The 21659-nt window shown below is 62.8% G+C and carries 24 protein-coding genes; 14 read left to right on the top strand and 10 right to left on the bottom strand.

Features of this window, described 5'->3' with window-relative positions; translation table 11 throughout:
• Window positions 1–18: 18 nt before the first annotated feature.
• Both HAV21_RS06600 and HAV21_RS06595 read right to left on the bottom strand, forming a co-directional pair.
• The gene (locus tag HAV21_RS06600; protein WP_166841129.1) at window positions 19–1323 is read right to left on the bottom strand and encodes a glycosyltransferase family 87 protein; all 1305 of its coding nucleotides are present in this window, start codon (window positions 1321–1323) and stop codon (window positions 19–21) included.
• 114 nt (window positions 1324–1437) lie between these two features.
• Window positions 1438–2538 carry an EAL domain-containing protein gene (locus tag HAV21_RS06595; protein ID WP_166841128.1) on the bottom strand — a complete coding sequence of 367 codons (1101 nt, stop codon included), beginning with the start codon at window positions 2536–2538 and terminating at the stop codon, window positions 1438–1440.
• A 188-nt stretch (window positions 2539–2726) separates the two neighbouring features.
• Here HAV21_RS06595 and HAV21_RS06590 point away from each other — a divergent pair, with 188 nt between their 5' ends.
• The gene (locus HAV21_RS06590; protein WP_166841362.1) at window positions 2727–3530 is read left to right on the top strand and encodes a CPBP family intramembrane glutamic endopeptidase; all 804 of its coding nucleotides are present in this window, start codon (window positions 2727–2729) and stop codon (window positions 3528–3530) included.
• Between the two features lie 42 nt (window positions 3531–3572).
• Here the strand turns inward: HAV21_RS06590 and HAV21_RS06585 are convergent, their stop codons facing one another.
• The gene (locus tag HAV21_RS06585) at window positions 3573–4172 is read right to left on the bottom strand and encodes a MarR family transcriptional regulator (RefSeq protein ID WP_166841127.1); all 600 of its coding nucleotides are present in this window, start codon (window positions 4170–4172) and stop codon (window positions 3573–3575) included.
• Between the two features lie 103 nt (window positions 4173–4275).
• Here HAV21_RS06585 and idi point away from each other — a divergent pair, with 103 nt between their 5' ends.
• From idi to HAV21_RS06555, 6 genes are read left to right on the top strand one after another with little or no spacing between them, the layout of a single operon-like run.
• A complete protein-coding gene (idi, locus tag HAV21_RS06580) occupies window positions 4276–4830 on the top strand; it encodes an isopentenyl-diphosphate Delta-isomerase (RefSeq protein WP_166841126.1) in 555 nt (184 codons plus the stop codon).
• Window positions 4827–5963, top strand: a complete 1137-nt coding sequence (locus tag HAV21_RS06575; RefSeq protein WP_142937002.1) for a polyprenyl synthetase family protein — start codon at window positions 4827–4829, stop codon at window positions 5961–5963. Before idi ends, HAV21_RS06575 begins: the two co-directional genes overlap by 4 nt.
• A complete protein-coding gene (locus HAV21_RS06570) occupies window positions 5960–6895 on the top strand; it encodes a squalene/phytoene synthase family protein (RefSeq protein WP_166841125.1) in 936 nt (311 codons plus the stop codon). The genes HAV21_RS06575 and HAV21_RS06570 overlap by 4 nt, the downstream gene beginning before the upstream one ends.
• The gene (crtI, locus tag HAV21_RS06565) at window positions 6892–8544 is read left to right on the top strand and encodes a phytoene desaturase family protein (protein WP_166841124.1); all 1653 of its coding nucleotides are present in this window, start codon (window positions 6892–6894) and stop codon (window positions 8542–8544) included. The genes HAV21_RS06570 and crtI overlap by 4 nt, the downstream gene beginning before the upstream one ends.
• Window positions 8544–8900, top strand: a complete 357-nt coding sequence (locus HAV21_RS06560; protein WP_142937005.1) for a lycopene cyclase domain-containing protein — start codon at window positions 8544–8546, stop codon at window positions 8898–8900. The genes crtI and HAV21_RS06560 overlap by 1 nt, the downstream gene beginning before the upstream one ends.
• On the top strand, window positions 8897–10102 hold the full coding sequence (locus HAV21_RS06555; RefSeq protein ID WP_166841123.1) for a prenyltransferase: 1206 nt from the start codon (window positions 8897–8899) through the stop codon (window positions 10100–10102). Before HAV21_RS06560 ends, HAV21_RS06555 begins: the two co-directional genes overlap by 4 nt.
• On the opposite strand, the gene HAV21_RS06550 is transcribed toward HAV21_RS06555, so the two are convergent.
• Window positions 10097–10636, bottom strand: coding sequence for a MarR family transcriptional regulator (locus HAV21_RS06550; protein ID WP_208096357.1), 540 nt, complete (start codon window positions 10634–10636; stop codon window positions 10097–10099). The two genes, HAV21_RS06555 and HAV21_RS06550, sit on opposite strands and share 6 nt — an antisense overlap.
• Window positions 10637–10760: 124 nt before the next feature.
• On the opposite strand from HAV21_RS06550, the gene HAV21_RS06545 reads away from it, so the two are divergent.
• Both HAV21_RS06545 and HAV21_RS06540 read left to right on the top strand, forming a co-directional pair.
• Window positions 10761–11576 (top strand): tryptophan-rich sensory protein, encoded by an 816-nt coding sequence (locus HAV21_RS06545; protein WP_166841121.1) that lies wholly within the window; start codon window positions 10761–10763, stop codon window positions 11574–11576.
• Between the two features lie 151 nt (window positions 11577–11727).
• The gene (locus HAV21_RS06540; RefSeq protein WP_166841120.1) at window positions 11728–13254 is read left to right on the top strand and encodes an HNH endonuclease signature motif containing protein; all 1527 of its coding nucleotides are present in this window, start codon (window positions 11728–11730) and stop codon (window positions 13252–13254) included.
• Window positions 13255–13334: 80 nt separating this feature from the next.
• Here HAV21_RS06540 and HAV21_RS06535 read toward each other — a convergent pair whose 3' ends face one another.
• Complete coding sequence (locus HAV21_RS06535) at window positions 13335–13670, bottom strand: hypothetical protein (RefSeq protein WP_166841119.1); 336 nt, start codon at window positions 13668–13670, stop codon at window positions 13335–13337.
• A gap of 75 nt (window positions 13671–13745) precedes the next feature.
• On the opposite strand from HAV21_RS06535, the gene HAV21_RS06530 reads away from it, so the two are divergent.
• The 5 genes from HAV21_RS06530 to HAV21_RS06510 all read left to right on the top strand — a co-directional run bounded on the left by HAV21_RS06530 (window position 13746) and on the right by HAV21_RS06510 (window position 17207).
• Window positions 13746–14141, top strand: coding sequence for a hypothetical protein (locus HAV21_RS06530; protein WP_166841118.1), 396 nt, complete (start codon window positions 13746–13748; stop codon window positions 14139–14141).
• A gap of 63 nt (window positions 14142–14204) precedes the next feature.
• Entirely contained in the window at window positions 14205–14693 is a 489-nt protein-coding gene (locus tag HAV21_RS06525; protein WP_166841117.1) for a MarR family transcriptional regulator, read from the top strand.
• 85 nt (window positions 14694–14778) lie between these two features.
• The gene (locus HAV21_RS06520; protein WP_166841116.1) at window positions 14779–16248 is read left to right on the top strand and encodes an MFS transporter; all 1470 of its coding nucleotides are present in this window, start codon (window positions 14779–14781) and stop codon (window positions 16246–16248) included.
• Between the two features lie 65 nt (window positions 16249–16313).
• A complete protein-coding gene (locus HAV21_RS06515) occupies window positions 16314–16634 on the top strand; it encodes a hypothetical protein (RefSeq protein WP_142937014.1) in 321 nt (106 codons plus the stop codon).
• Between the two features lie 165 nt (window positions 16635–16799).
• Window positions 16800–17207, top strand: a complete 408-nt coding sequence (locus HAV21_RS06510; protein WP_243753154.1) for a hypothetical protein — start codon at window positions 16800–16802, stop codon at window positions 17205–17207.
• Window positions 17208–17251: 44 nt separating this feature from the next.
• On the opposite strand, the gene HAV21_RS06505 is transcribed toward HAV21_RS06510, so the two are convergent.
• From HAV21_RS06505 to HAV21_RS06485, 5 genes are read right to left on the bottom strand one after another with little or no spacing between them, the layout of a single operon-like run.
• Window positions 17252–17632: a Rid family hydrolase gene (locus HAV21_RS06505; RefSeq protein ID WP_142937015.1), complete on the bottom strand. Its 381-nt coding sequence runs from the start codon at window positions 17630–17632 to the stop codon at window positions 17252–17254.
• Between the two features lie 47 nt (window positions 17633–17679).
• Window positions 17680–18444, bottom strand: a complete 765-nt coding sequence (locus tag HAV21_RS06500) for an amino acid ABC transporter ATP-binding protein (RefSeq protein ID WP_279538998.1) — start codon at window positions 18442–18444, stop codon at window positions 17680–17682.
• Window positions 18444–19367, bottom strand: coding sequence for an amino acid ABC transporter permease (locus tag HAV21_RS06495; RefSeq protein WP_142937016.1), 924 nt, complete (start codon window positions 19365–19367; stop codon window positions 18444–18446). Before HAV21_RS06495 ends, HAV21_RS06500 begins: the two co-directional genes overlap by 1 nt.
• Before the next feature lie 17 nt (window positions 19368–19384).
• On the bottom strand, window positions 19385–20326 hold the full coding sequence (locus HAV21_RS06490; RefSeq protein WP_208096355.1) for an ABC transporter substrate-binding protein: 942 nt from the start codon (window positions 20324–20326) through the stop codon (window positions 19385–19387).
• 10 nt (window positions 20327–20336) lie between these two features.
• Window positions 20337–21614, bottom strand: a complete 1278-nt coding sequence (locus tag HAV21_RS06485; protein ID WP_208096353.1) for an alpha-hydroxy acid oxidase — start codon at window positions 21612–21614, stop codon at window positions 20337–20339.
• Window positions 21615–21659: the final 45 nt, after the last annotated feature.

Here is a 21659-nt window from a genome sequence, read left to right as displayed (position 1 = left end):
AAGAACGTCGCGGAAATCTTAGTGCTCCTTGCCCGCAGGTGCAGTGACCTCGGATGGCTTACGGCCCAGCGAGTACAGGCGACGCGCTGACCAGAAGAAGAGGACCACCAGTAGCACGTTGCGGATAGTCAGGACCAGCGCCATCCACGGATTGTTGTGGCTCAACGCATCGTAGAAGAGCGGATAAATGAAGTAGGTGGCAACCGCGATCACTATCAGCATGGTGGCCGGCACGCGCCACTCTTTCCAGTTGTGCGCAAGTCCCACAGCCACGGCCGGAGCGAGCCACACCATGAACTGTGGTGAACCCACCTTGTTGAAAACGATGAAGGCGGTCACCAGGGTGAGGGCTCCTGAAAGGAGGAGTTCCGTGCGGTCCACGCCTCCGCTGAGCTTTCCCTTGTGCAATGCCCAGAAGGTCAAACCGGCGACGGCGGCCGCGGCCAACAGCAGCAGCGGCTGCATCAGCACAGACATGAACGCTGTACCGGGTCCGTCAACCTGCATGGAGTTGATGTCGGTGTTCATGTACATGCGCGAATCCCCGACGCCGAGGACCGACAACCACAACCATGGAGTGGTGAAGGTCGCTTCGAGCTGCATGCCACGGTCTCCCTGTTGTGTCAGGAAGTTCAGCAATTTGGGCACGGCGCCAACTGCCGCGGCCAGCCCAACCACCACCGCCGTCGTCGCAATTCCTGCCGCCACAACGTGCAGGCGTTTCCTGACCACCGCGAACAGGGCCAGCATGACGGCCGCGGGCCACACCTTCACCCAGGTGGCGACGCTGAGGAGGATCGACGCGACGAAGGGCCGTGTGGCGCCGTAGACCAGTGCCACCAGCACTATGGGGGCAGTCAGCCCGTCAACACGGGCGAATCCCAACCAGCCCATGAGGAAGACGAAGACCAGCCACCACCAGGCAGCGGGGATTGCTTCCTGCCGACGGCCGCGGTCAGTGAGCTTGAGGACCGCCCAACCGTTCAACAGCGTGGTGAGCAGGACCCACAAAAAGAAGAAAGGGCCGGGGCCGGCAACTGCTGCCAGGCCCATGGGAATCAGCGCCAGGATGGGGTACACCCAGGGGCTGGGACCACCGCTCAGGTTGGCATCGTTGAATCCTGCGAGCGCCCAGTCACGGTAGATAAAGGTGTCGCTGAAGGCCTCCCCGCGCAACGACAGCACGGCGGCGAAGACCAGAAACACCAGGTGAATCACCACGAAGCCCCACAGAAGGCCCCGCGGGGAGTTCATGCGTGCCGCCAACCTCGCTGGGATTGTTTTATCGCGAAGATCCGCGAGCATACTGAAAAAACTGTCCATCAACGAAGAACTTCCTGGCTAGGTGGGTCCCTGCCTTAGCAGTCCCCGATTTTTTGGGACCGAAAAACCCCCGCATGCTACTTTACGCGAGTCACCCAAATGCCGGGCAGTTGGCTAGCCTGCGGGCTGTGCTTCGGTCTGCGCACGGATGCTCCACGCGGACCAGTCCAAGGGGTGAACGGAGGGGCGGCCCAAGAGGTACCCCTGCGCTGCCGTCACCTTCAACGCAGTGACTTCATCAAGTTCGGCGGCCGTTTCGATGCCTTCCGCGATGATGTCCGCACCGATCTCCCGCGCGAGCTCCACGATGGCCCTGGCCCGTGTCTTTTGGCCGTCGTTGCTTTCAATACCTTCAATCAAGTGGCGATCCAGCTTGATGATGTCCGGGCGCAGCTGTTCAATCCGTTCCATGGAAACCAGAGCGGCTCCGGACGCGCTGATGGCCAGGCGCAAACCCAAGGCGCGCAGAGGGCCCAGGCCGTCGGCGCCGGTTTGCCCTCCCACCACGTCCAAACTGCCCGTCAGTTCAATAATGATCCTGTCCGGGGCGAGCGTCGCCGCGGCCAGCAGGTTCCGCACACGGGGGTCGCTGGACGTTGCGGGAGTGAGGTTCAGCGCAACGGACATGTTTTCGGGGACATCGTGTGCGGCCGTCAGGGCGCAATGCAGTGCCGCAATTTCGAGTTCTGTGCCCAAGCCGGCTGCCGCTGCCTCGTTGAACCACACATCTGCACCGGCGCCATCTTCACCGACGAACCTGGTGAGCGCCTCCACACCCACCACTTCGCCGCCGGGCAGCGCGTGAACAGGCTGGAAGGCTGTCAACAGGAGCTTGTCCGCGAGGATGGATTGGATACCTTCGCGGACTTCATGACTGACGGGGACCGATACGGTCCGGGCTATGTCCGAGGACTCCAAGTGCAGGCTGGCTGCTTCACGCTGGACCGGTACCTTGGCCGTTGAGCCCTGCGTCTTGCGGGTCCCCAGCAAGTGCTCCAGCAGAACGCGCTCCGGGTCTTCGGGGCGTGCATCAAGCAGCGCGCGAAGATTGTTCCTGACGCCTTCGCTCCGCGCATCGCTGTCGGCAAGGATGGATTCGATGATGTCCAGCACTTGTTCGCGCATGGTCATGTCTTCTCCGGCCGGTGATGCCTCAGCGTCACCCTTTGTGGAGTCGCCGCTTTCCGGTCGTGAAGAGCCCGCGTCTTGAGCCATAAATTATTCCTTTGTGTGTCCCCCACTGGGCAAAGCCAGCCATGACCGGCCCCACGAAAACATGTGGGCCCTGTCACGAATCTTACAGACGAATCGCTGCACCTGAGACACCGGGATGACTCCTGACGAGGGAAAACATGTTGCCGGACACGAACCCCTGACATGCTGGAGGGGTGACAACCATGTCCATGGAATTGCCCCGGACCGCCCTGACCTGGAAGCTGCTGCCAGCGGCGCTGCTTTCCTTGTCCGGCGTGCCGCTCTTTGCCTTGGGTAACGGGCTGCTCGGTTACGGCTTGCTGGTGGCCAGCGTACTGACTGCGGCGTTCATCGACCACCGGCTGATGCGGCACCTCGCCTTGATCGCGGCCGGCATGACCATCTTCAGCCTGGTGCCCCTCAACGCTGACCTCAGCACAGAGCACATGGCACTCATGGGTGGCGCCCTGGCGTTGGCTGTGCTGCTGCCGTGGCTCGTGTCGCGGTTCCTCTACCGGGAAGACATCATCAGATTCCCGGTGAACACGGGCCGCAAGTGGCCGCTGGCCGCGAAGCTGTACCTCATAGGCGTGGTTGCACTCGGGTACTTCATCCTGCCGGTGTACCTGATCAGGACGGGCGTCTACCAAAACTGGCCGGATGCTTCCGATCCGGAGATCTTCTGGAGGCTCTTCCTTGGCGTTAACGCCGTGGGAATCTGGGACGAACTGTTCTTCATCTGCACCACGTTCACCCTGCTGCGCCAACATTTTCCGGACTGGCTGGCCAACCTCCTGCAAGCAGCGGTGTTCTCGTCATTCCTGTGGGAGATCGGCTACCAGTCGTGGGGTCCGCTGTTGACGTTTCCCTTCGCCCTGCTCCAGGGCTACACGTTCAAGCTCACCAAATCCTTCACCTACGTGGTGTCCGTGCACTTGCTCTTCGACTTGGTGCTGTTCCTCGCGCTGGTTCATGCGCACAACAGGGACTGGCTGCCGATCTTCCTGTACTGAGATTCCTGAACTGAGCGTCCAGCACTGGTGCCGGGTTCCGTCCTAAACCCCGGGCTGCGCCCCAGAACCAGCCCACGCTTCACCGGAAACCTCGATCTCTTGCGCCATGTCATCCAAGAAGCGCGCAACCGTCTTCCGTTCGGAGGGGGTGAGGCGTGCTGCGGCCAGGAACCGCTTGGCTTGCTGCCGGCCGACGGTCTTCATGGCGGCCGCGTGCGTTTCGGGAGTAATGGCGATGGCGAGCGCGCGGCGGTCGGAGGGGTGGGCGTGTCGTGTGACGTGCCCGGCGCGTTCCAGCCGGTCGAGCAGCTTGGTGGTTGACGCCGTCGAGATGTGCAATCTGGACGCGATGGCGCCGGGTGTGGCAATAACACCGTGATTGGCGCAGACAATCAGATAGTGCAGTGCGCGCATGTCCGATTGGTTGAGTTTCATGTATCTGAGCGAGGCGTCGGAGAGGCGTTCTTCGGCCTCGCGCAGCCGTCCCAGCGCTGCCATGAGCTCGCTGATCTGCTCAACGTCCTCGCCGGAAAGGCCGGAGCGATCCACCAGTTCCTTATGTGGGTCATTGGCGTCCAGATGATAAATGCCGGCAGATACCGGGGTCCCGGCTTCTTCGGGTATATCTTCAGATCTGGACATGTTTGGTATGTTACACCTAACTTCCTACATGGTAGCCTTTCTTCTAGCTTGTCTAGCAATATTCAGGTTTAGGCAGAAACGAAGGTGTGGAGGAAGGCGCAACATGAACGCGACAGAGATGGTAGTCCTCCTTGACGACGAAGGAACGCCCATTGGGCAGGCTCCCAAAGCAGGAGTCCACACACTCAACACCCCCCTCCACCTGGCATTCTCCTGCTACCTGCTCAACGAGGTCGGGGAAGTTCTCCTCACCCGCCGTTCACCCGAGAAAAAGACGTGGCCCGGGGTGTGGACCAACAGCTTCTGCGGCCACCCCGGCCCCGGCGAGGAATTCGAGGACGCCATCCTCAGGCGGGCACAGTTCGAACTCGGAGTAGACGTCACCAGGATTGACCTGGTCCTCCCGCACTTCCGTTACAGGGCCGTAGACCCCCTGGGGATCGTCGAGAATGAAGTTTGCCCCGTATACACAGCCCGCATCGCCGGGGTGTTGAAGCCAAATCCCGCCGAAGTTGCGGACTGGGCCTGGATCTCGCCTGCGCTGCTCGCCGACGCGCTTGAACACACGCCGGCCGCGTTCAGCCCCTGGCTTGGACTTCAATTCCCTCAGCTCCTCGAGGCCGACGCCTTGCCACTCCAAGCTGGAGCCCAAGCATGACCGTCACCTCAAACACCGTCCGTGGCCGGACCGATCTCTGCACCGCGATCGAGAACGAGCTCAGCGGGCTGATCGGCAAGAGGGCCAGCGCAGCAACAGCCTACGGACCGGACTTCGCCAGACTCTGGGCGCTCGCCGGCCAGAACGTCCTCGGCGGCAAGTTCGTTCGGCCGCTCCTGCTCATGGAGACCTACGACGCCCTACAGCAGGAACACCGCCGTTCCGCACAACCACGCCACCGCGAAACCGCCATCAGCATCGCCGCCGCCATCGAACTCCTGCACTACGCCTTCCTCCTGCATGATGACGTGATCGACGGCGACCTCGTCCGCCGCGGACACCCCAACCTGATCGGATCCCTCCTCGCCGAAGCCGGCGAAACCGCCCGCGCCCAAACCGCCGGCGCCCAAACCACCGGCGAAGATAGCGCCCGATCCGGCAACGGCCTTCATTGGGCCCAGACCGGCGGCATCCTGATGGGCGACATGCTCCTTGCCGCCACACACCAGTCCTTTGCCCGCGCAGACCTCCCCCACGAGCTCCGCCTGCGGCTGCTGGACCTCCTGGAACACACCATCAACGAGACCGTAGCGGGCGAACAATTGGACGTGGGCCTGGGCGACGGCATTATTGCCCCGGACCTCCAGACCATCCTGGTGATGTGCGGCTACAAGACAGCGACCTACACGTTCGAACTTCCGCTACGAGCCGCCGCTACGCTGGCCGGCGCCGACTTCGGGATCGAAAATGCGCTGGCAACAGCCGGCAGGCATCTTGGCCTCGCCTTCCAACTCCAGGACGACCTCCTGTCCACTTTCGGGGATCCTCGCCGGCACGGTAAGGATCCCTTTTCGGACCTCCGCGAAGGCAAGGAAACGGCCATCATCGCCCACGCACGGACCACCATCGCGTGGACGGATATCCAACCCTTCTTCGGCAGGCCCGAACTCAGCGTCGGAGACGGCGAGCATGTCCGCCGGCATCTCACCGACTGCGGGGCCGAGGCATTTGTCCAAAGCCTCATCGAGGAACAAATGCAGGCATTCAACCATCAACTGACCAGCACCATCCCGGAAAGTGTCCGCAACGTGATGCTCGATCTCGCGGGACAGCTGGAGGGGCGGCAATCATGAGCGTCGCGACGGATACCTCATTCACGCATTTCACCCGCACGGCCGAACGTGCCGCCAACCAGGTCATCTCCGCTTACTCCACCTCGTTTGGCCTGGCGTGCAGGCTCCTGGGTTCCCGGCACCGCCAGCACGTCCGCAACATCTACGCCCTGGTGCGGGTGGCCGACGAACTCGTTGACGGAGTGACGGCCGAAGCCGGCCTGAGCTACCAGGAGCAGTGCGACGCCCTGACCCACTTCATTGACGAGACACACAGGGCCGTCCAGCTCGGCTACAGCAGCGACCTCATCATCCACGCGTTCGCCCAGACAGCCCGCACCGCAAGGATTGATGACTCGCTCATCGATCCGTTCTTTGACTCCATGCGCATGGACCTTGGCGAGCACACTGAAGGCTCGCCCGTTGTAGCCCCACAGCAGGCCCCACAGCAGGCCCCGCTGCGCTTCGACGCCGACGCCCACGACGGCTACGTTCACGGTTCCGCCGAGGTGGTGGGGCTGATGTGCCTGCGCGTCTTCATGCGGGATGAGAGCATCGACGACGGCGACGCCGCGGCTTTGGAGTACGGCGCCAGCAGGTTGGGTGCTGCTTTCCAGAACATCAATTTCCTGAGGGACCTGGCCGACGACACAACCCGCCTGGGCCGAAGCTACCTTGGCACCTCGGACCATCTTGAGGACCGCGAGCGCATGGAATGGGTCCGCACCATCCGTGCGCAGCTGGCCGATGCCAACGCCGTCATTCCCCTGCTGCCGCGTGACGCCAGGGCCGCCGTCCGGAGCGCCTCAGCACTGTTCCAGGCACTGACGGACAGAATTGAGCAGACCACTGTGGACGAGCTCTACCGATCCCGGGTCCGGGTACCGGACACGGTAAAAGCCGGGCTCGCCGCCCGTGCCGTCGCCTCAACATGGATGGAGCTCCAGCGATGACCCGGACAGTGGTGATCGGTGGTGGCATCGCTGGGCTTGCCACCGCCGCACTCCTCGCCCACGAAGGACACGAGGTCCAGCTCCTCGAACAACGCCACCAAGTGGGTGGCCGCGCCGGAAGCCTCGAACGCGACGGCTTCCGCTGGGACACCGGCCCCTCCTGGTACTTGATGCCGGGCGTCTTCGATCACTTCTTTGAGCTGCTCGGCACCAGCACCGCCGAACAGTTGGATCTGCGCACGCTCAGTCCCGCGTACCGGATCTTCAGCGAGCCAAACCACGACGGCGTGCGGCCGGACCCGCTGACCATCCCCCTTGGCAGCGACCAGGTTCTGGGCACTTTCGAAAGCGTTGAGCCCGGCAGCGCCAAGGAACTCCGTTCCTACCTCGCTTCGGCGCAACACACCACAAAGATGGCTGAACGGTTCTTCCTCTACAACCCGTTCACCAAACTGCAGGCACTGCTTCAACCGGACGTTGTGCGGAGCCTGCCCAAGCTCGCCCAGCTACTGCTGACGCCCTTGGACAAATACGTCTCGCAGCGCTTCCAGCACCCCGTCCTTCGCCAGGTCCTCGGTTACCCGGCGGTCTTCCTGGGCACCAGCCCGTCCGCTGCTCCGGCGATGTACCACCTCATGAGTGCCTTGGACCTGGGCGACGGCGTGCAATACCCAATGGGCGGTTTTTGGGCGCTGGTTGAACGCTTGGAAACCCTGGCCATCGACGCGGGAGTCAGGATCCACACGGGGGCCGAAGCCCTCAAGATCACCACCCGCGAGGCGGCCCACCCCAAGAAGATCGGGCGCTTTGACGGCCTGGAACTTCCTGCATGGTTTACCGGCAAAGACAGCAGGGAAGTCACCGGCGTCAAGTGGCGCGACAGTTCCGGCGCGGAGCACTACAGCGTTGCCGACCAAGTAGTATCCGGCGCCGACCTCCACCACACCGAGACACAACTACTCGGAGTCCAGGACCGGAGCTACAACAAGAAGTACTGGCAGAGCCGGACCAGTGGGCCCGGCGCAGTCCTGGTGATGTTGGGCGTGAAAGGTTCCCTGCCGGATCTTCCCCACCACTCCCTGTTCTTCACCCGGGATTGGGAGGCCAACTTCGCCTCAATCTTCGGGGACGACCCCAGCATCCCGGATCCCGCCTCCATCTACGTGTGCAAACCCAGCGCCACCGACCCCGGCGTCGCACCCAAGGACCACGAGAATCTTTTTGTTCTGGTTCCCATCCCCGCCGACCCCTCGCTGGGAGCAGGCGGACCCGACGGCGCAGGCGACGAACTCATCGAACGGACCGCCGACGCCGCCATCGACCAGATCGCCCAGTGGGCCAACATCCCGGATCTCCGCGAACGAGTGGTGGTCCGGCACACCATCGGACCGGCCGACTTCGCCCGGGACTACAACTCGTGGCGCGGCGGCATGCTGGGACCGGCACACACCCTGAAGCAAAGCGCCATGTTCCGGGCCCAGAATGCTTCCAAGCGTGTTCGCGGCCTGTACTACGCCGGGGCTACTACCGCTCCAGGCGTGGGCGTGCCCATGTGCCTCATCAGTGCCGAGCTGGTCCTGAAGCGAATCCGCGGCGATCACAGCACCGGCCCTACCACTGTGAGGCCTGTAGCTAGCAGGATTGGCTGATGGGTTTTCTCTACTTGGCGTCGTTACTCATGGGCATCACCTGCATGCTTCTGCTCGACCACCGCTTCCGCCTGTTCTTCTGGCGGGACGCAAAAGCGGCGGCGATCGTGACCGCCGTCGGGGTCTTGTTCCTGCTCGGCTGGGACGTGGCCGGCATCGGCCTGGGGATCTTTCTGCGCGGCGAAGGCACCATCGCCACCGGGCTGCTCCTGGCACCAGAACTGCCAATAGAGGAACCCGTATTCCTGCTTTTCCTGGTGCTGTGCACCATGGTTTTGTACACAGGCGCACGGCAGCTTCTTGACCGGACTCCGGCCAAACGCAGTGAAAGAGCACGGGAGCGTGAGAACGTATGACCTACCTGTGGCTCGCGCTCGCTTTCATCGCCGCGGCAGTCGCCGCGGGTGTGATCTTTGCTCGTCAGGGCGCCCGTCCTGGTGAAAGCGGCAAACACTGGAAAGCCGTTGGCCTCGCGTTCGCTGCGCTCGCCGTCCTCACGGCGGTGTTCGACTCCGTCATGATCGGCATGGAACTCTTCCACTACGACTCCGCACACATCCTTGGCCTCAAAGTAGGCCTGGCACCCATCGAGGACTTCGCCTACCCCTTGGCCGGCGCCGTGGCATTGCCTGGTCTGTGGATGTGGCTGACGCGCAAGCGTTCCGGAGAATCCAACCGTGGGGGTAACCTCAAAGGCCTTATCCCACAGGCGTTACTCGCATCACGACCGGTCAGCTGGATCAACACGGCCTACCCGTTTGCCGCGGCCATGCTCCTCACCACGCGGGAAATCGACTGGGTGTTGATCGTGGGCACCTTCTACTTCCTGATCCCCTACAACCTGGCCATGTACGGGATCAACGACGTCTTCGACTACGAGTCGGACCTCAAAAACCCGCGCAAAGGCGGCATGGAAGGCGCGCTCCTCCAGCCGAGGCTCCATCGCCCCATGCTGTGGCTCGCAGCCATCACCAACGTTCCCTTCCTGCTGGTGTTGGCATTCGCCGGCGGGCCTGCGGCATGGATCAGCCTGGCCGTCAGCGCCTTCGCCGTGGTGGCCTACTCCGTCGCAGGACTCCGCTTCAAGGAACGCCCTGTCTTGGACTCGCTGACGTCCAGTACGCACTTCGTGAGTCCCGCCGTCGTCGGACTGGCCTTGGCGGGGGCGGACGTGACACCCGGCTTGGTGGTCCTGCTTGTGGCGTTCTTCCTGTGGGGTATGGCGGCCCATGCGTTCGGCGCCGTCCAGGACATCGAACCCGACCGTCAGGCCGGGATCGGCTCCATAGCAACAGTCATCGGCGCCCGCCGGACGGTGAGGCTCGCCGTCGTGCTCTGGCTGGTTGCCGGACTGGCCATGCTGGCCACTCCGTGGCCCGGACCGCTCGCGGCGATCATCGCCGTCCCCTACATCATCAATTGCGCACGCTATTGGAACGTCACGGACACGACGGCGGCACGCACCAATGTGGCATGGCGGCGGTTCATCTGGCTTAACTACGGTTCAGGATTCCTGGTGACGCTTATTTTCATCCTGCAGTGGAGCCTCACGTCATGACTGGGCGGGCCCCTCAGGATGCGCACCGTCTTCAGTCTCGTCATCGATCGTGTCGAGTGCTTCCCGCATGTGCTGCAGGAAGCCCACCACCACCCGGGAATCTTCGGGGGTCAAAGCGCAGGCCGCATCCAGCATCCTCCGATGCATGCCGCCCAAGGTATGCCGTACTTCCTGGTCCGAGCCAGGCGTTGCCTTCAGGATCAGTGCACGGCGATCGGTGGGGTGGGGTTCCCGCCGAATATGGCCGGACTCCACCAAACGGTCGATCAGGGTTGTCATGGACGCCGACGTTATGCCGAGCTTGTCGCCCAGATCCTTCGGCTTCATCACCTTGCCGTCGGCCTCGGCTTCGAACAGATAGCGCAGCGCCAGGAGGTCCTTTTCGCCCATGCCCATGGACGAACGCGTCCTGCGCCGCATCGCTTGCTCGGAAGCACGGTAATCCCGCAGGGCGTTCAGCACGTCGATGGCTATGGCCTTTTGACCAGGGTCCTTGCCGTACCAATAGCCCTTTGCGTGACTTTGAGCGTCCATCCCGTGTTCCTTCGATAAGCGTAAAGCTCGTTTCACTAGCAATTTGATAGTAAGTCACGTACCCCCTGAATGCATGACCCCGCACATCCCACCCCCGTATAGCACCAGGAAAGAGGCACTGCACATGGCAACCCAAAGCCCGGATCTTCGGCGGCAGATCGCAGTCACTGTGAGCTTGGTGATCTGCATTGTTGGTTCCATGATCGGCGTCGGAGTCTTTGGCGGGACCCCGATCGCGCAGGCCGCCGGCGGCGCCCTAGCCGCGGACTCAACCCTGCTGGCGCCAGCCACGCCTGCCTTCTCCATATGGTCCGTGGTGTACACCGGGCTTGTTGCTTACACGGTGTGGCAGTGGTTGCCCTCGCAGCGGTCCTCGGAACGGCAGCGCTCCCTTGGCTGGATGGTTGCGGCGTCCATGATTCTCAATGCGGCGTGGATCCTGTCCGTGCAGGCGGGTCTTCTTTTGGTCAGTGTTGTGGTGATCCTGGCCCTGCTGGCGACGCTCGTGGTGGCATTCCTCCGCTACAGCCAGACCCGCGCTGGCTCCTGGCTTGAAGCTGTGGTGGTGGACGGGACCCTGGGCCTCTATCTGGGCTGGGTCAGTGTGGCCACATGCGCCAACATCGCGGCGGCTCTGAAGGCATCTGGTTTTCAGGGCTTTGGGTTGCGTCCCGAAATTTGGTCCGTGGCTGTGCTGGTGGTGGTAGCCGTGGTTGGAATCGCTTTGGCAATCAAGGGTCACGGCCGGCTCGCGTTGGCGGCTGCAATCGCGTGGGGCCTCTTGTGGATCACCGTGGGCCGCAGCGCCGACGCACCCGAGTCATTCCCGACGGCGGTGGCCGCGGCTGTTGCTGCTGCTCTAGTTCTCGGGGCAGCCGTCACGGTGCGGGCCAGGAGCGTGATGGCTGGGGCTGGAGTTGGAGTTGCGAGCGACCGCTGAGGGGCGAGATCTCAACTCTTTGCCGACCGGGCACTTGTTTTCCTCCAGGGCACTGTTTTCCGCACGGGCACTGTTTTCCACATAGGGCGTGGTTTCCACATACGGAAGTTGTGGTCTTATAGCGCCTGCTGCGTGCTGGAAGAGTTGGAGCATGGAGCAGATCCGGGCCACGCAGACGCCGTCACACGATGATGAGCTCGGGCGCGCCTGGGAAGCACTACCCGGGCACTCCCACTCCGCACTCCCTGCTACGGGGCCTCTGCCAGGCTATTCATCGCCCCGGGTGTCTGACCTCATTGCGCTCCTTGGCTCTGTTCCGCTTGCCGGCTCCAGTGGCGAGCTGATTGATCAGCTCCGGGGGTTGGAGGAGCTGAAGTCCGCCATCACCGGCCTGCAGGCGCGGGCTGCTGTGGCCTTTGATCATGCGCAGCGGGCCGAGCAGGCCGCTGCTGGTGTTCCTGCGTCCGAGCAGGGTCAGGGTGTCGGGGCGCAGCTGGCGTTGGCTCGGAGGGAGTCTCCCAATAAGGGTCCCCGGTTGTTGGGCTTGGCGAGGGCGTTGGTGACGGAGATGCCCCGCACCCTGGCCGCCCTGGAATCAGGCCAGCTCAATGAATGGCGGGCCATGCTGCTGGTGAAGGAAACAGCGTGCCTGTCCGCGGAGGACCGGTGCGCGGTGGATGAGGAACTCGCCCCCGATTGGGGGACGTTCGAAGGCAAGGGCGACCGGGCCATCATCGCCGCGGTCAAGGCTGCCGCGTATCGTCGTGATCCCCGCTCGGTGGCCCAACGCGCCAGTCACGCAGCCACTGAACGGACCGTGAGCCTGCGACCCGCCCCGGACACCATGACTTACCTGACCGCCCTCCTGCCAGTGGCCCAAGGCGTCGCGGCGTATGCGGCCCTGACCCGTGAGGCTGATACTGCCCGGGCCGGCGGTGACTCCCGTTCCCGCGGTCAGGTCATGGCTGACACCCTGGTCGAACGCGTTACCGGAACCCCGGGCGGGGTCGCGGGCATCAACCTCGATCTCGTGATGACGGACCGGACCCTGTTTCAGGCAGACAGCGAACCGGCCCGGCTCAAAGGCTATGGAATCGTCCCGGCCCAGTGGGCCAGGAAACTACTTCGTGAACCTCAGGGTAGTAAACGTCAGCTTGGTGAACATCAGGTTGGTGAACGTAAGGAAGGCGAAGCCAGTGGTTTGGCGACCAGTCAGGAAGGCGAAGCAAGTGGTTTGGCGACCAGTCAGGAAGGCGAAGCAAGTGGTTTGGCGACCGGCCGGGCGGGCTCACCAGTTCCGGACCGCGACTTCACCGTGTGGCTCCGGCGGCTCTACACCGCACCCGGAACGGGCGAACTATTGAGCATGGACTCCACAGCCCGACTCTTCCCGCCCCGTCTCCGACGATTCATCGAGGCCCGGGACGACACCTGCCGCACCCCCTACTGCGACGCGCCCATCCGGCACATCGACCATGTGCTCCCCTGGCGCTCCGGCGGAACCACCACACCTAACAACGGCGCAGGACTCTGCGAAGCCTGCAACCACACCAAAGAAAACCCCGGCTGGAACAGCAAGAGCGTGACCGGGGACAAACAAGGCGGCCACACGCTCCAGATCAGCACACCCACAGGCCACGCCTATGTATCCAAGGCGGCCACCACTGCCGGGGCATGAGCGGGGATCACCTCAACAGCAAGGTCGAGATCTCACCCGGATCTAGGTGCACGCCGGAGGAAGGTTGAGCGAAGCAGCAGCTACGGTGCGCAGGCGTCCTTCAGTGCCTGGACTGACTCAGCCGGCACTTCGTCTCCTGCTTCCGCGATCTGGTTCAACGGCGTCGTAATCTCTGCGGGGACACCGGCAGCTTCGGCGGCCGAGACCAAGCCGACTAGGAGTTGCTTGTCCTGAACGCTGACCAAGCCGTCCTGAACTACAGCACAGACCTGCTTGGTCACTTCATCGGCGGCGGCCGTGGCCACCTTCGAGGCGGCGTCGCTGGCAGCGTTTGTGGCAGCTTCCTCCACGGCTCCACACCCGACGAGCAGCAACAACAACGGGGCGGCGGACAGGGCGGCTAGGCGACGGGTCATGAGTCCAGCCTAGCAATCGGAACGTGCTGGCAGATATCCCTATGCCATCATCTCCATGGTTGGTACGCTCACCGAATGCGGATCCGCCCGATCGATCTTGTGGATGTCCTGGTCTATCTGGTGGTGTTGGGCGTTTTTATCCAATTACTCCCGGCTGTTATTTCCGAGTCGTTCCTACTGGCCCTGCTGACGGCAATCCTGCTCAAGATCGTGCTTGAGATTGTGCTGCTCGCCAAGAAAAAGATCGTGGGGCGAATTCGGGGCGGGAAGACCGTCGTTGTCCGGGTCATTAGCATCGTGGCGCTGCTCCTTATCCTGCCAGGGAGCAAGTTCCTGGTTCTCGAGCTGGTGGCGTTCGCCTTTGGTGACGCCGTTCAGCTCGGCGGATTCTTCGCAGTTACTGCACTCATCATCGTCCTGATGCTGGCGCGCGGAGGCATGCGGCGCCTGTTCGGGCAAAAGGATGAATGACTAGGGCGGGCTACCTACCGCGAGCAAGACGGGCCGGCGATGCGCCCCACCTATGCTTGACGAATGGGAGAAAAGCCAGTGAACTTTGCGGCGTTGGCCGTCTGCATGATTGACATTTCGTCAGATATCCGGCGCAAGTCACTCAATGAGACCGGCCTGCCACCCATCTCAAACGGCGTCCTGGAAATTCTTCGCGTGGTGGAAGGCCACCCGGGCGTCACGGTGGCGGAAGTCGCTGCACGCCTGGGACGCCAACTCAGCAATGTCAGTGTCCAGCTCCGTGAGTTGGTTGCTGCCGGGCTGGTCACGCGCGTAAAAGACGCATCGGACAAGCGCTACGTTTCCCTACACCCCACGCCCGAATCCAAGAGGATCAAGGCCCTCTTGGACGGGGTGTGGGCCAGCGTTCTGGACAGTGCCAGCGAGCGACTCACCCCCGAGGAACGGGCACTCATCCAAGCCAGCCTTCCGGCGTTGCAGAAGCTGGCGGGAATACTATCCGAGCCTGAGCACCACGTGAACGGCCCCGCCACCAAGTCCACCCGGGCGTAAGCGACGTCACGCCACCTACGCTTACCGTCATCTCCAAAAGTACTTATACTTTTGTAAGTATTACTACTTCGATGATTGGTGCCCCGTGACCTCACAACTGCTCGATAAGACCACTCCCTCGGGGGGACCGGACGGGAAGAAAGCGATGGGTTGGCGGGCCCTGCCGTTCCTCGCGCTTGCCCAGTTCATGGTGGTCCTAGATGGAACCATCGTGAACCTGGCACTCCCCCGGCTTCAAATGGAAATGGGCATCAGCGACTCCACCCGAGCATGGGTGGTCACGGCCTACGCACTGGTTTTCGGCGCGCTTCTGCTCCTAGGTGGCAGGATCGCTGATTTTTGGGGCAGGAAGCGGACCTTCATCACCGCCTCCGCGGGCTTCGCGATCGCCTCACTCATCGGTGGCCTGGCCCAGCAGCCTTGGGAACTGATCGGGGCCCGTGCCGTGCAGGGTATCTTTGCTGCACTCCTGGCACCCGCAGCCTTGGCCCTGCTGACGGTCGCTTTCCCGGGAGGCAAGGATCGCGGCACCGCATTCGCCATCTTCGGTTCCATCAGCGGGGTGGGCGCGGCCGCAGGCGTCTTGCTTGGCGGCTTCCTCACCGAGTTCGTTTCGTGGCGCTGGTGCTTCTTCGTCAACGTCCCCATCGCCATCATCGCCCTCGTTGGCGTCTGGACCCTGGTGAGCGAAAGCAAAGCGGGCGGCTCCACCAAATACGACTGGCCCGGCGTCGTTCTTGCCGCGTCCGGCCTGGGCGCCCTCGTCTACGGTTTCGCGAATGCCGAACACGGCTGGGCGGCTATCGAGTCATGGGGCTTCATCGCCGCAGGCGTGGCCCTGCTGGTCCTGTTCGTCGCCGTCGAGCGAAAGGTCAAGAATCCACTGCTGCCGTTGCACGTCGCTACAGAACGCAACCGGGCGGCTGCCTTCCTGGCCTCATTCTTGGCCGGAGCGGTGCTGATTGGCGGCATCCTGTTCATCAATTTCTATCTGCAGATCGTACTGGCCTTCGCGCCCTTCGCAGCCGGAATCGCTTCGCTACCCATGACCGTGGTCCTGATCGTCACTGCTGGCCTTATTGCGAAGAACCTCCCCAAGCTGGGGGCAAGGATCCCCAGCGCGTTGGGGCCTATCTTCATTGCTGCAGCCATGCTGTGGCTTACCCAAGTCACTCCCGGGGGAACATACGCCGTCAACATGCTGCCGGCCCTCATCCTCATGGGCGTAGGCCTCGGAATGGTCTTTGTCCCCATGCAAAACCTGGCCCTGTTCGGAGTGGGCAAGGACGATGCCGGCGTCGCGAGCGCGCTGGTCAACGCATCACAGCAGATAGGCGGCTCGCTGGGCATTGCGCTTTTCAGCACCATCGCGGCGGCGGCCACAGCAGCGCTCGGCGGCGGGACGCTGGCTGCGCTGACCTCGGGCTACTCGCTGGTGTTCCTGTGGGCCGCCGGAGTGGCGCTGCTGATCGTCCCCGTCGCACTGCTCCTGATCAGGATCGACCGTAGGACCTTCAGCGGAACAAGCGATACCCCGCACGTTCACCTGGGTTGAGCCTCAGGGCCATCATCGTGTCGATGCTTTGTGGCGAAATACCTCTTCCGAAGGAGAATGGGACCATGCACAATCGAGAGCTGCCCGGCCTGGACGAGTTGCTGGCGGACGGCGAACTCCTGACCGTGGCGAAGGTAGCGGAATACCTCGCCGCGCATCGCATGGCGACCGCGAACTGGTTCGGTCCGACCGGCCGTTCACAAAACTCCACCTGGATCGACCGCGACGGCACGGGCTGGCGGGTGTGGGACACCGACGAACGAGCCGGGATCATGGACTTCACCATCCTTCGCACCCAGTCGGAAACAGAGGCGCTGCGCAGCTTTCTCCGCCGGGCGCGGCATCACCGCGACCTGGACAGCACGGCGGTCCGGCGCAACTATTGATGCGGTGCCGCACACAGGACACGGGGGGCCGCCGCGGCGGAACGGTTCTGCAATGACGACGGCGGATATCTCCCGTTAATATTGACATGACATAAGTCACATTCTGTAAGCTAATTCCACAGTCAGGCATCCGGCTTCCTTCGCCCTACCCGGGGAGGTCCTCACATGGCCCCGAATTCACTTAAGGCCGAGAATCTCATGGCCCATGGCGTCGCGCTGTCGGCGGCCACGATCGCCAGGCGACGGGCCGCCGCTCAGCACGGCAATCATGTAGTGGCAAACAAGCCCGATGCCCTCCTCGGAGCAATAGCCGTCCGGCAACTGTTCCACCGCTGGCCCTTGGTGCCCTCCCGCGAACTGGAACGCATCCGACACGTGCTGATCCACTGCGACCAACTTGGATCACCGGACACTCATCACTTATCCGAACCGGCGCAGGCGCTGCTGGATTTGATCAACTGCGAGTTGGAGCGTCGGCGCCTGGCAGGTAGCCAGGCGTCCGGAACGGCGCCGGTCGGTGACGCAGCGGTGGAAGGACAGCCGCCATCCGCCCCGGACAAGGATGCCGCCTGAGGCAGGCAGGCACCGTGGCCCCGACATTCCTGAGGGTGCGGTTGCTACGGGACGGCCGCTACGACGTCGATCTCCACCAGGAAGTCGCCCAGGAACGAACCCACGGTGGTGCGCGCCGGGTATGGGGCAACAACGTACTTTTCGTAGATGGCGTTGAACCCGTCAAAGTCGCGCCCCGGGTGGTGCAGGTGCACGGTCGCCTTGACTACGTGGGAGAAGTCCAGGCCGTGGGCACCCAGGACTTCGCCCACGTTCTTCATGGCCTGAATGGTTTGTTCCTCGATGGTGATCCCAACCCGCTCGCCCGTGATGGGGTGGTGGGGTGTTTGTCCCGCGGTGAACAGGAATCCGTTGGCCACGATGGCCTGGGAATAGGGGCCGGCCGGGCTTGGTGCGAGGTCCGTAGTGACTTGGAGTCGGGTCATGATGGTGATGCCTTTCGTGGTGCTTGGAGTTCTTACAAAACCGATGCTTACAAAACCTTGGAGAGGAACGCCTTGGTGCGTTCGTGCTGCGGATTGCCCAGCACTTGCTCGGGCGGGCCGCTTTCGACCACCACGCCACCGTCCATGAACACCACCTGATCGGCCACCTGCCGGGCGAATCCAAGCTCGTGGGTGACCACCACCATGGTCATTCCTGCTTCAGCCAGGGACTTCATGACGTCCAGGACCTCGCCCACCAGTTCGGGGTCCAGCGCGGACGTGGGTTCATCAAAGAGCATCAGTTTGGGTTTCATGGCCAGCGCCCTGGCGATCGCGATGCGTTGCTGCTGTCCACCGGAGAGCTCCTGTGGGTAGGAGTGTCCGCGGCTGCCCAGGCCTACCCGGTCCAGAAGTGCCTGCGCTTCCACCACAACCTCGCGCCGGGGCCGGCCAAGCACATGCACGGGGGCCTCGATGATGTTCTCCAGCACCGTCATGTGGGGGAAGAGGTTGAAACGTTGGAACACCATGCCCGCGTTGAGCCGCGAACGGGCCGTTTGGCGTTCCTTCATTTCGTAGAGCTTGCCGTTGCGTTCGGCGTAGCCCACCAGGTGCTCGTCAACATAGAGGCGGCCGGCGTCAACCTTTTCAAGGTGGTTGATGCAGCGCAGGAAGGTGGTTTTGCCGGAACCGGACGGGCCGATCAAACAGGTCACCGATCCCTTTTCAACCCTAAGGTCAATGCCTTTCAGGATTTCAATAACGCCGAAGTTCTTCCGGACTCCCCGGGCCTCCACCATGGCGGTAGTCATCATGCTGTCCTTGTCTTAGGCTTGCGGATCCGTCGCGGCGCTGAGTCGAAACCCCGCCCGTATCTGCGTTCAAGTTTGTTTTGGAAGAAGCTCAGGACAGTGGTCATGAGCAGGTACCAGAGGCTCGCAACGATCAGCAGCGGAATGGTCTGGTAGTTGTTCGCATAAATGATCTGAGCTGAGTAGAGCAGGTCCGAGATCGCCAGGACACTCACTAGGGAGGTGCCCTTCAGCATCGAAATGACCTGGTTGCCGGTGGGGGGAAGGACCACGCGCATGGCTTGCGGCAGAATCACCCGGCCCATCAGCTTGCCACCGCTCATGCCCAGGGCCCGGGCGGCGTCGTACTGGCCTTTGTCCACCGAGCCGATGCCGCCACGGATGATCTCGGCCATGTACGCAGCCTCGTTAAGGGACAACCCCAGCAGCGCCGCACCCAGCGGAGAGATCAGCACATTTGCCGATCCCAACACCACGGATGGTCCACCGAAGGGAAGCCCGAAAGCGATCACCGGATACAGCGCCGCAATGTTGTACCAAAAGATCAACTGGACCAGCAGCGGCGTTCCGCGAAAGAACCAGATGTAGCCGCGGCTGATGGTGCTCAGGATCGGGTTGTCGGAGAGCCGCATGATGGCCAGCAAAGTACCCAGGGCTATGCCAACGGTCATGGACACCACGGTCAGCAGGATGGTCAGGCCGGCACCGGCAAGAATCTGCGGTGCAAAAATATAGGACACCACAACGTCCCAGCGGTAGCGTTCGTTCACTGCGACATCCCAGGCAGCACCCAGCGCCACCAGAATGAGGACGATCGCCAAGGCCAAACGGACCGGGTGCTTCAGGGGCACCACCGGGATGGAGTCACCGGCCGCTGATGTGGCCGGCTCCTTGGTATCGGGGGCTGAGGGTTGCGTATTCATAGCAGTCACCTCTTTCACTACTGGGCGAAGTTGACGCGGGCGTCGGTGATGGCACTGGATTCAAGGCCGTACTTCCCGAGGACCTTGACGTAGGACTCGCTCTTGATCACGGCATCCAGTGCCGCGGATACGGACTTCACCAGGCCGGATTCCTTCGGCACGCCCACCCCGACGGGAGCGAACTCGTATGTCCGGGCAACCTCGATCTGCGGGTTCTGGGTGGCGGCGTAATTCAAAATGGGCGAGTCAGCCAGCACCGTGTCCAGGCGTCCGCTGGTCAGCGCGGAGATGGCCTGCCGGGTGTCCTGGAATTCGCTCTTTTGAATGGCGTCTTTGCCGGCGGCTGTGCAGGCTTGGTCATAGGTAGGGACATTCACGGTCAGCTGGTAGGAGCCCGTGAGGAGTCCTACTTTCTTGCCGCAAAGCGCGTTCTCGTCCTTGACTCCACCAGGGTTGCCTTTGGGCACTGCAATCGCATTGCCTATCTGCATGTAGTCAACAAAGTCCAGGACTTCCATCCGCTTCTCCGTGGGCGTCATGGAGGAAACAGTCATGTCGTAACGGTCAGCTGCAAGGCCCGGAATGATGGAATCGAAGTTGGCCACCTGGATGTCCACGGTGACACCCAAAGCCTGGCCGATCAGACGAGCCACGTCCGGGTTGGTTCCGGTCATTTCCTGCGTGCCTTCGCGGTAGAACTGCGTCGGCGGCTCGTTGGTGGGGATGGCAACGCGCAGCACCTTGGAAGCCTTGATGGACTCCGGAAGAAGGTCGACGGCGGCATGGCTGACTTCCAGCGCAGGGACACCGGTACCCGCTGCGGCAGCGCCGGCGGACGGGTTCGACGCCGATGCGTTGCCGGCGGGGCTGCACGCCGTCACTGACAGCATCAGCGCTGCAGTGACAACGGCAACCGGAAGGCCGAGCTTGGTTCGTTGTAGCGTTGGGGAATTTTTCATGTCAGGGTGCTCATTTCTGCAAAGCCCAGGTGGGCTCCGTGGGTTGGGTGCGGGTGAACGCTTCATTGCGGTGCCGGATCAAATCCCGGCCTTCAGTGCGCAGTTCTTCGATGGTGGACACTCCCAGGAGCATCATGGTGCGGGTCATTTCTGCCCGGAACAGGGTCAGGACGTGGGCCACCCCCGCCTCGCTGGCGGCAGCCAGCCCATACAAGTAGGGGCGCCCGATGGAGCAGGCATCCGCGCCGAGAGCCAGCGCCTTGACGACGTCGGAACCCCGGCGGATGCCGCCGTCGACGATGATTTCCATTCGGCCGGCAGTCCTCTCAACAATGTCGGCAAGGACATCCAGCGGGGCCGCCATATGGTCCAATTGCCGTCCGCCGTGGTTGCTGACCTGGATGGCGTCGATTCCCATGGAAGCCGCCAACGCGGCGTCGTTCGGGTTGACTACTCCCTTGAGGACGATCGGCCCGTTCCAGCGTTCCCGCAGGTCCCGGATGTCATCCCAGTCGGTGGGCTCATACGAACCGGCAAGAAGCGTGCGCCACATGTCCGGCGAGCTAGCCAAGGGACCGGCCGGAACCTCAGCGTCCAGGTTGGGGAAGGCAATTGCGTCATTGGCCAGGAACCCCAGCGCCCACGCAGGGTGCAACATTCCCTCCACAACCGTCTTCGGCTTGATGGACGGCGGGGCGGTAAACCCGTTGCGGTAATCGCGCTCGCGGTGTCCGATGGCCCTGCAATCGACGTTGACCAGCAGGGCCTCGTACCCGGCGTTGGACACGCGATCCAAGACGGCCTGCAGGAGACCCTTGTCCGAGGTGGGTTCCAGGTTGAACCACCGGCGAAGTCCCGGTGCCGCGGCACTGACGTCTTCCATGGTGGTGGTGCTCAGGTGCGCCAAGCCGTACGGGATGCCGGCGGCGAGCGCTGCGCGGGCGACGGCGGACTCACCCTGGGGGTGGAACAGCCGGGTACCGCCTGTGGGCGAGAGGGTCACCGGCATGGAAACCGGTCCGCCGAGGAGGGTTGAGCTCAGGTCCAAGTTGTCCACCGAACCCCATTTTGGGAGGAAGGACCAATCGTCGAATGACGAGCGATTGCGGCGCAGCGACACCTCATCTTCGCCGCCGCCTTCGATGTATTCGAAGATGCTCTTGGGCAGGCGCTTGGCTGCCAGCTTCCGCATGTCCTCCACGCTGTAGCACTTACGTGACAGGCGCTCCGAGACGGTTCGGGCAGGTCCCTGCACCGAGGCGAGCGCCTTGATGTCCTTGAGTTTCATGGTGTGTCCTTTGAGTTCCTGCTGGGTTACCCGTCCAGCTTCTTT

The organism is Paenarthrobacter sp. MSM-2-10-13 (assembly GCF_011605365.1).
Lineage (GTDB): Bacteria > Actinomycetota > Actinomycetes > Actinomycetales > Micrococcaceae > Arthrobacter.
Note: the sequence above shows the minus strand (reverse complement) of the source record. Positions and strands in the feature narration are given on the sequence as shown.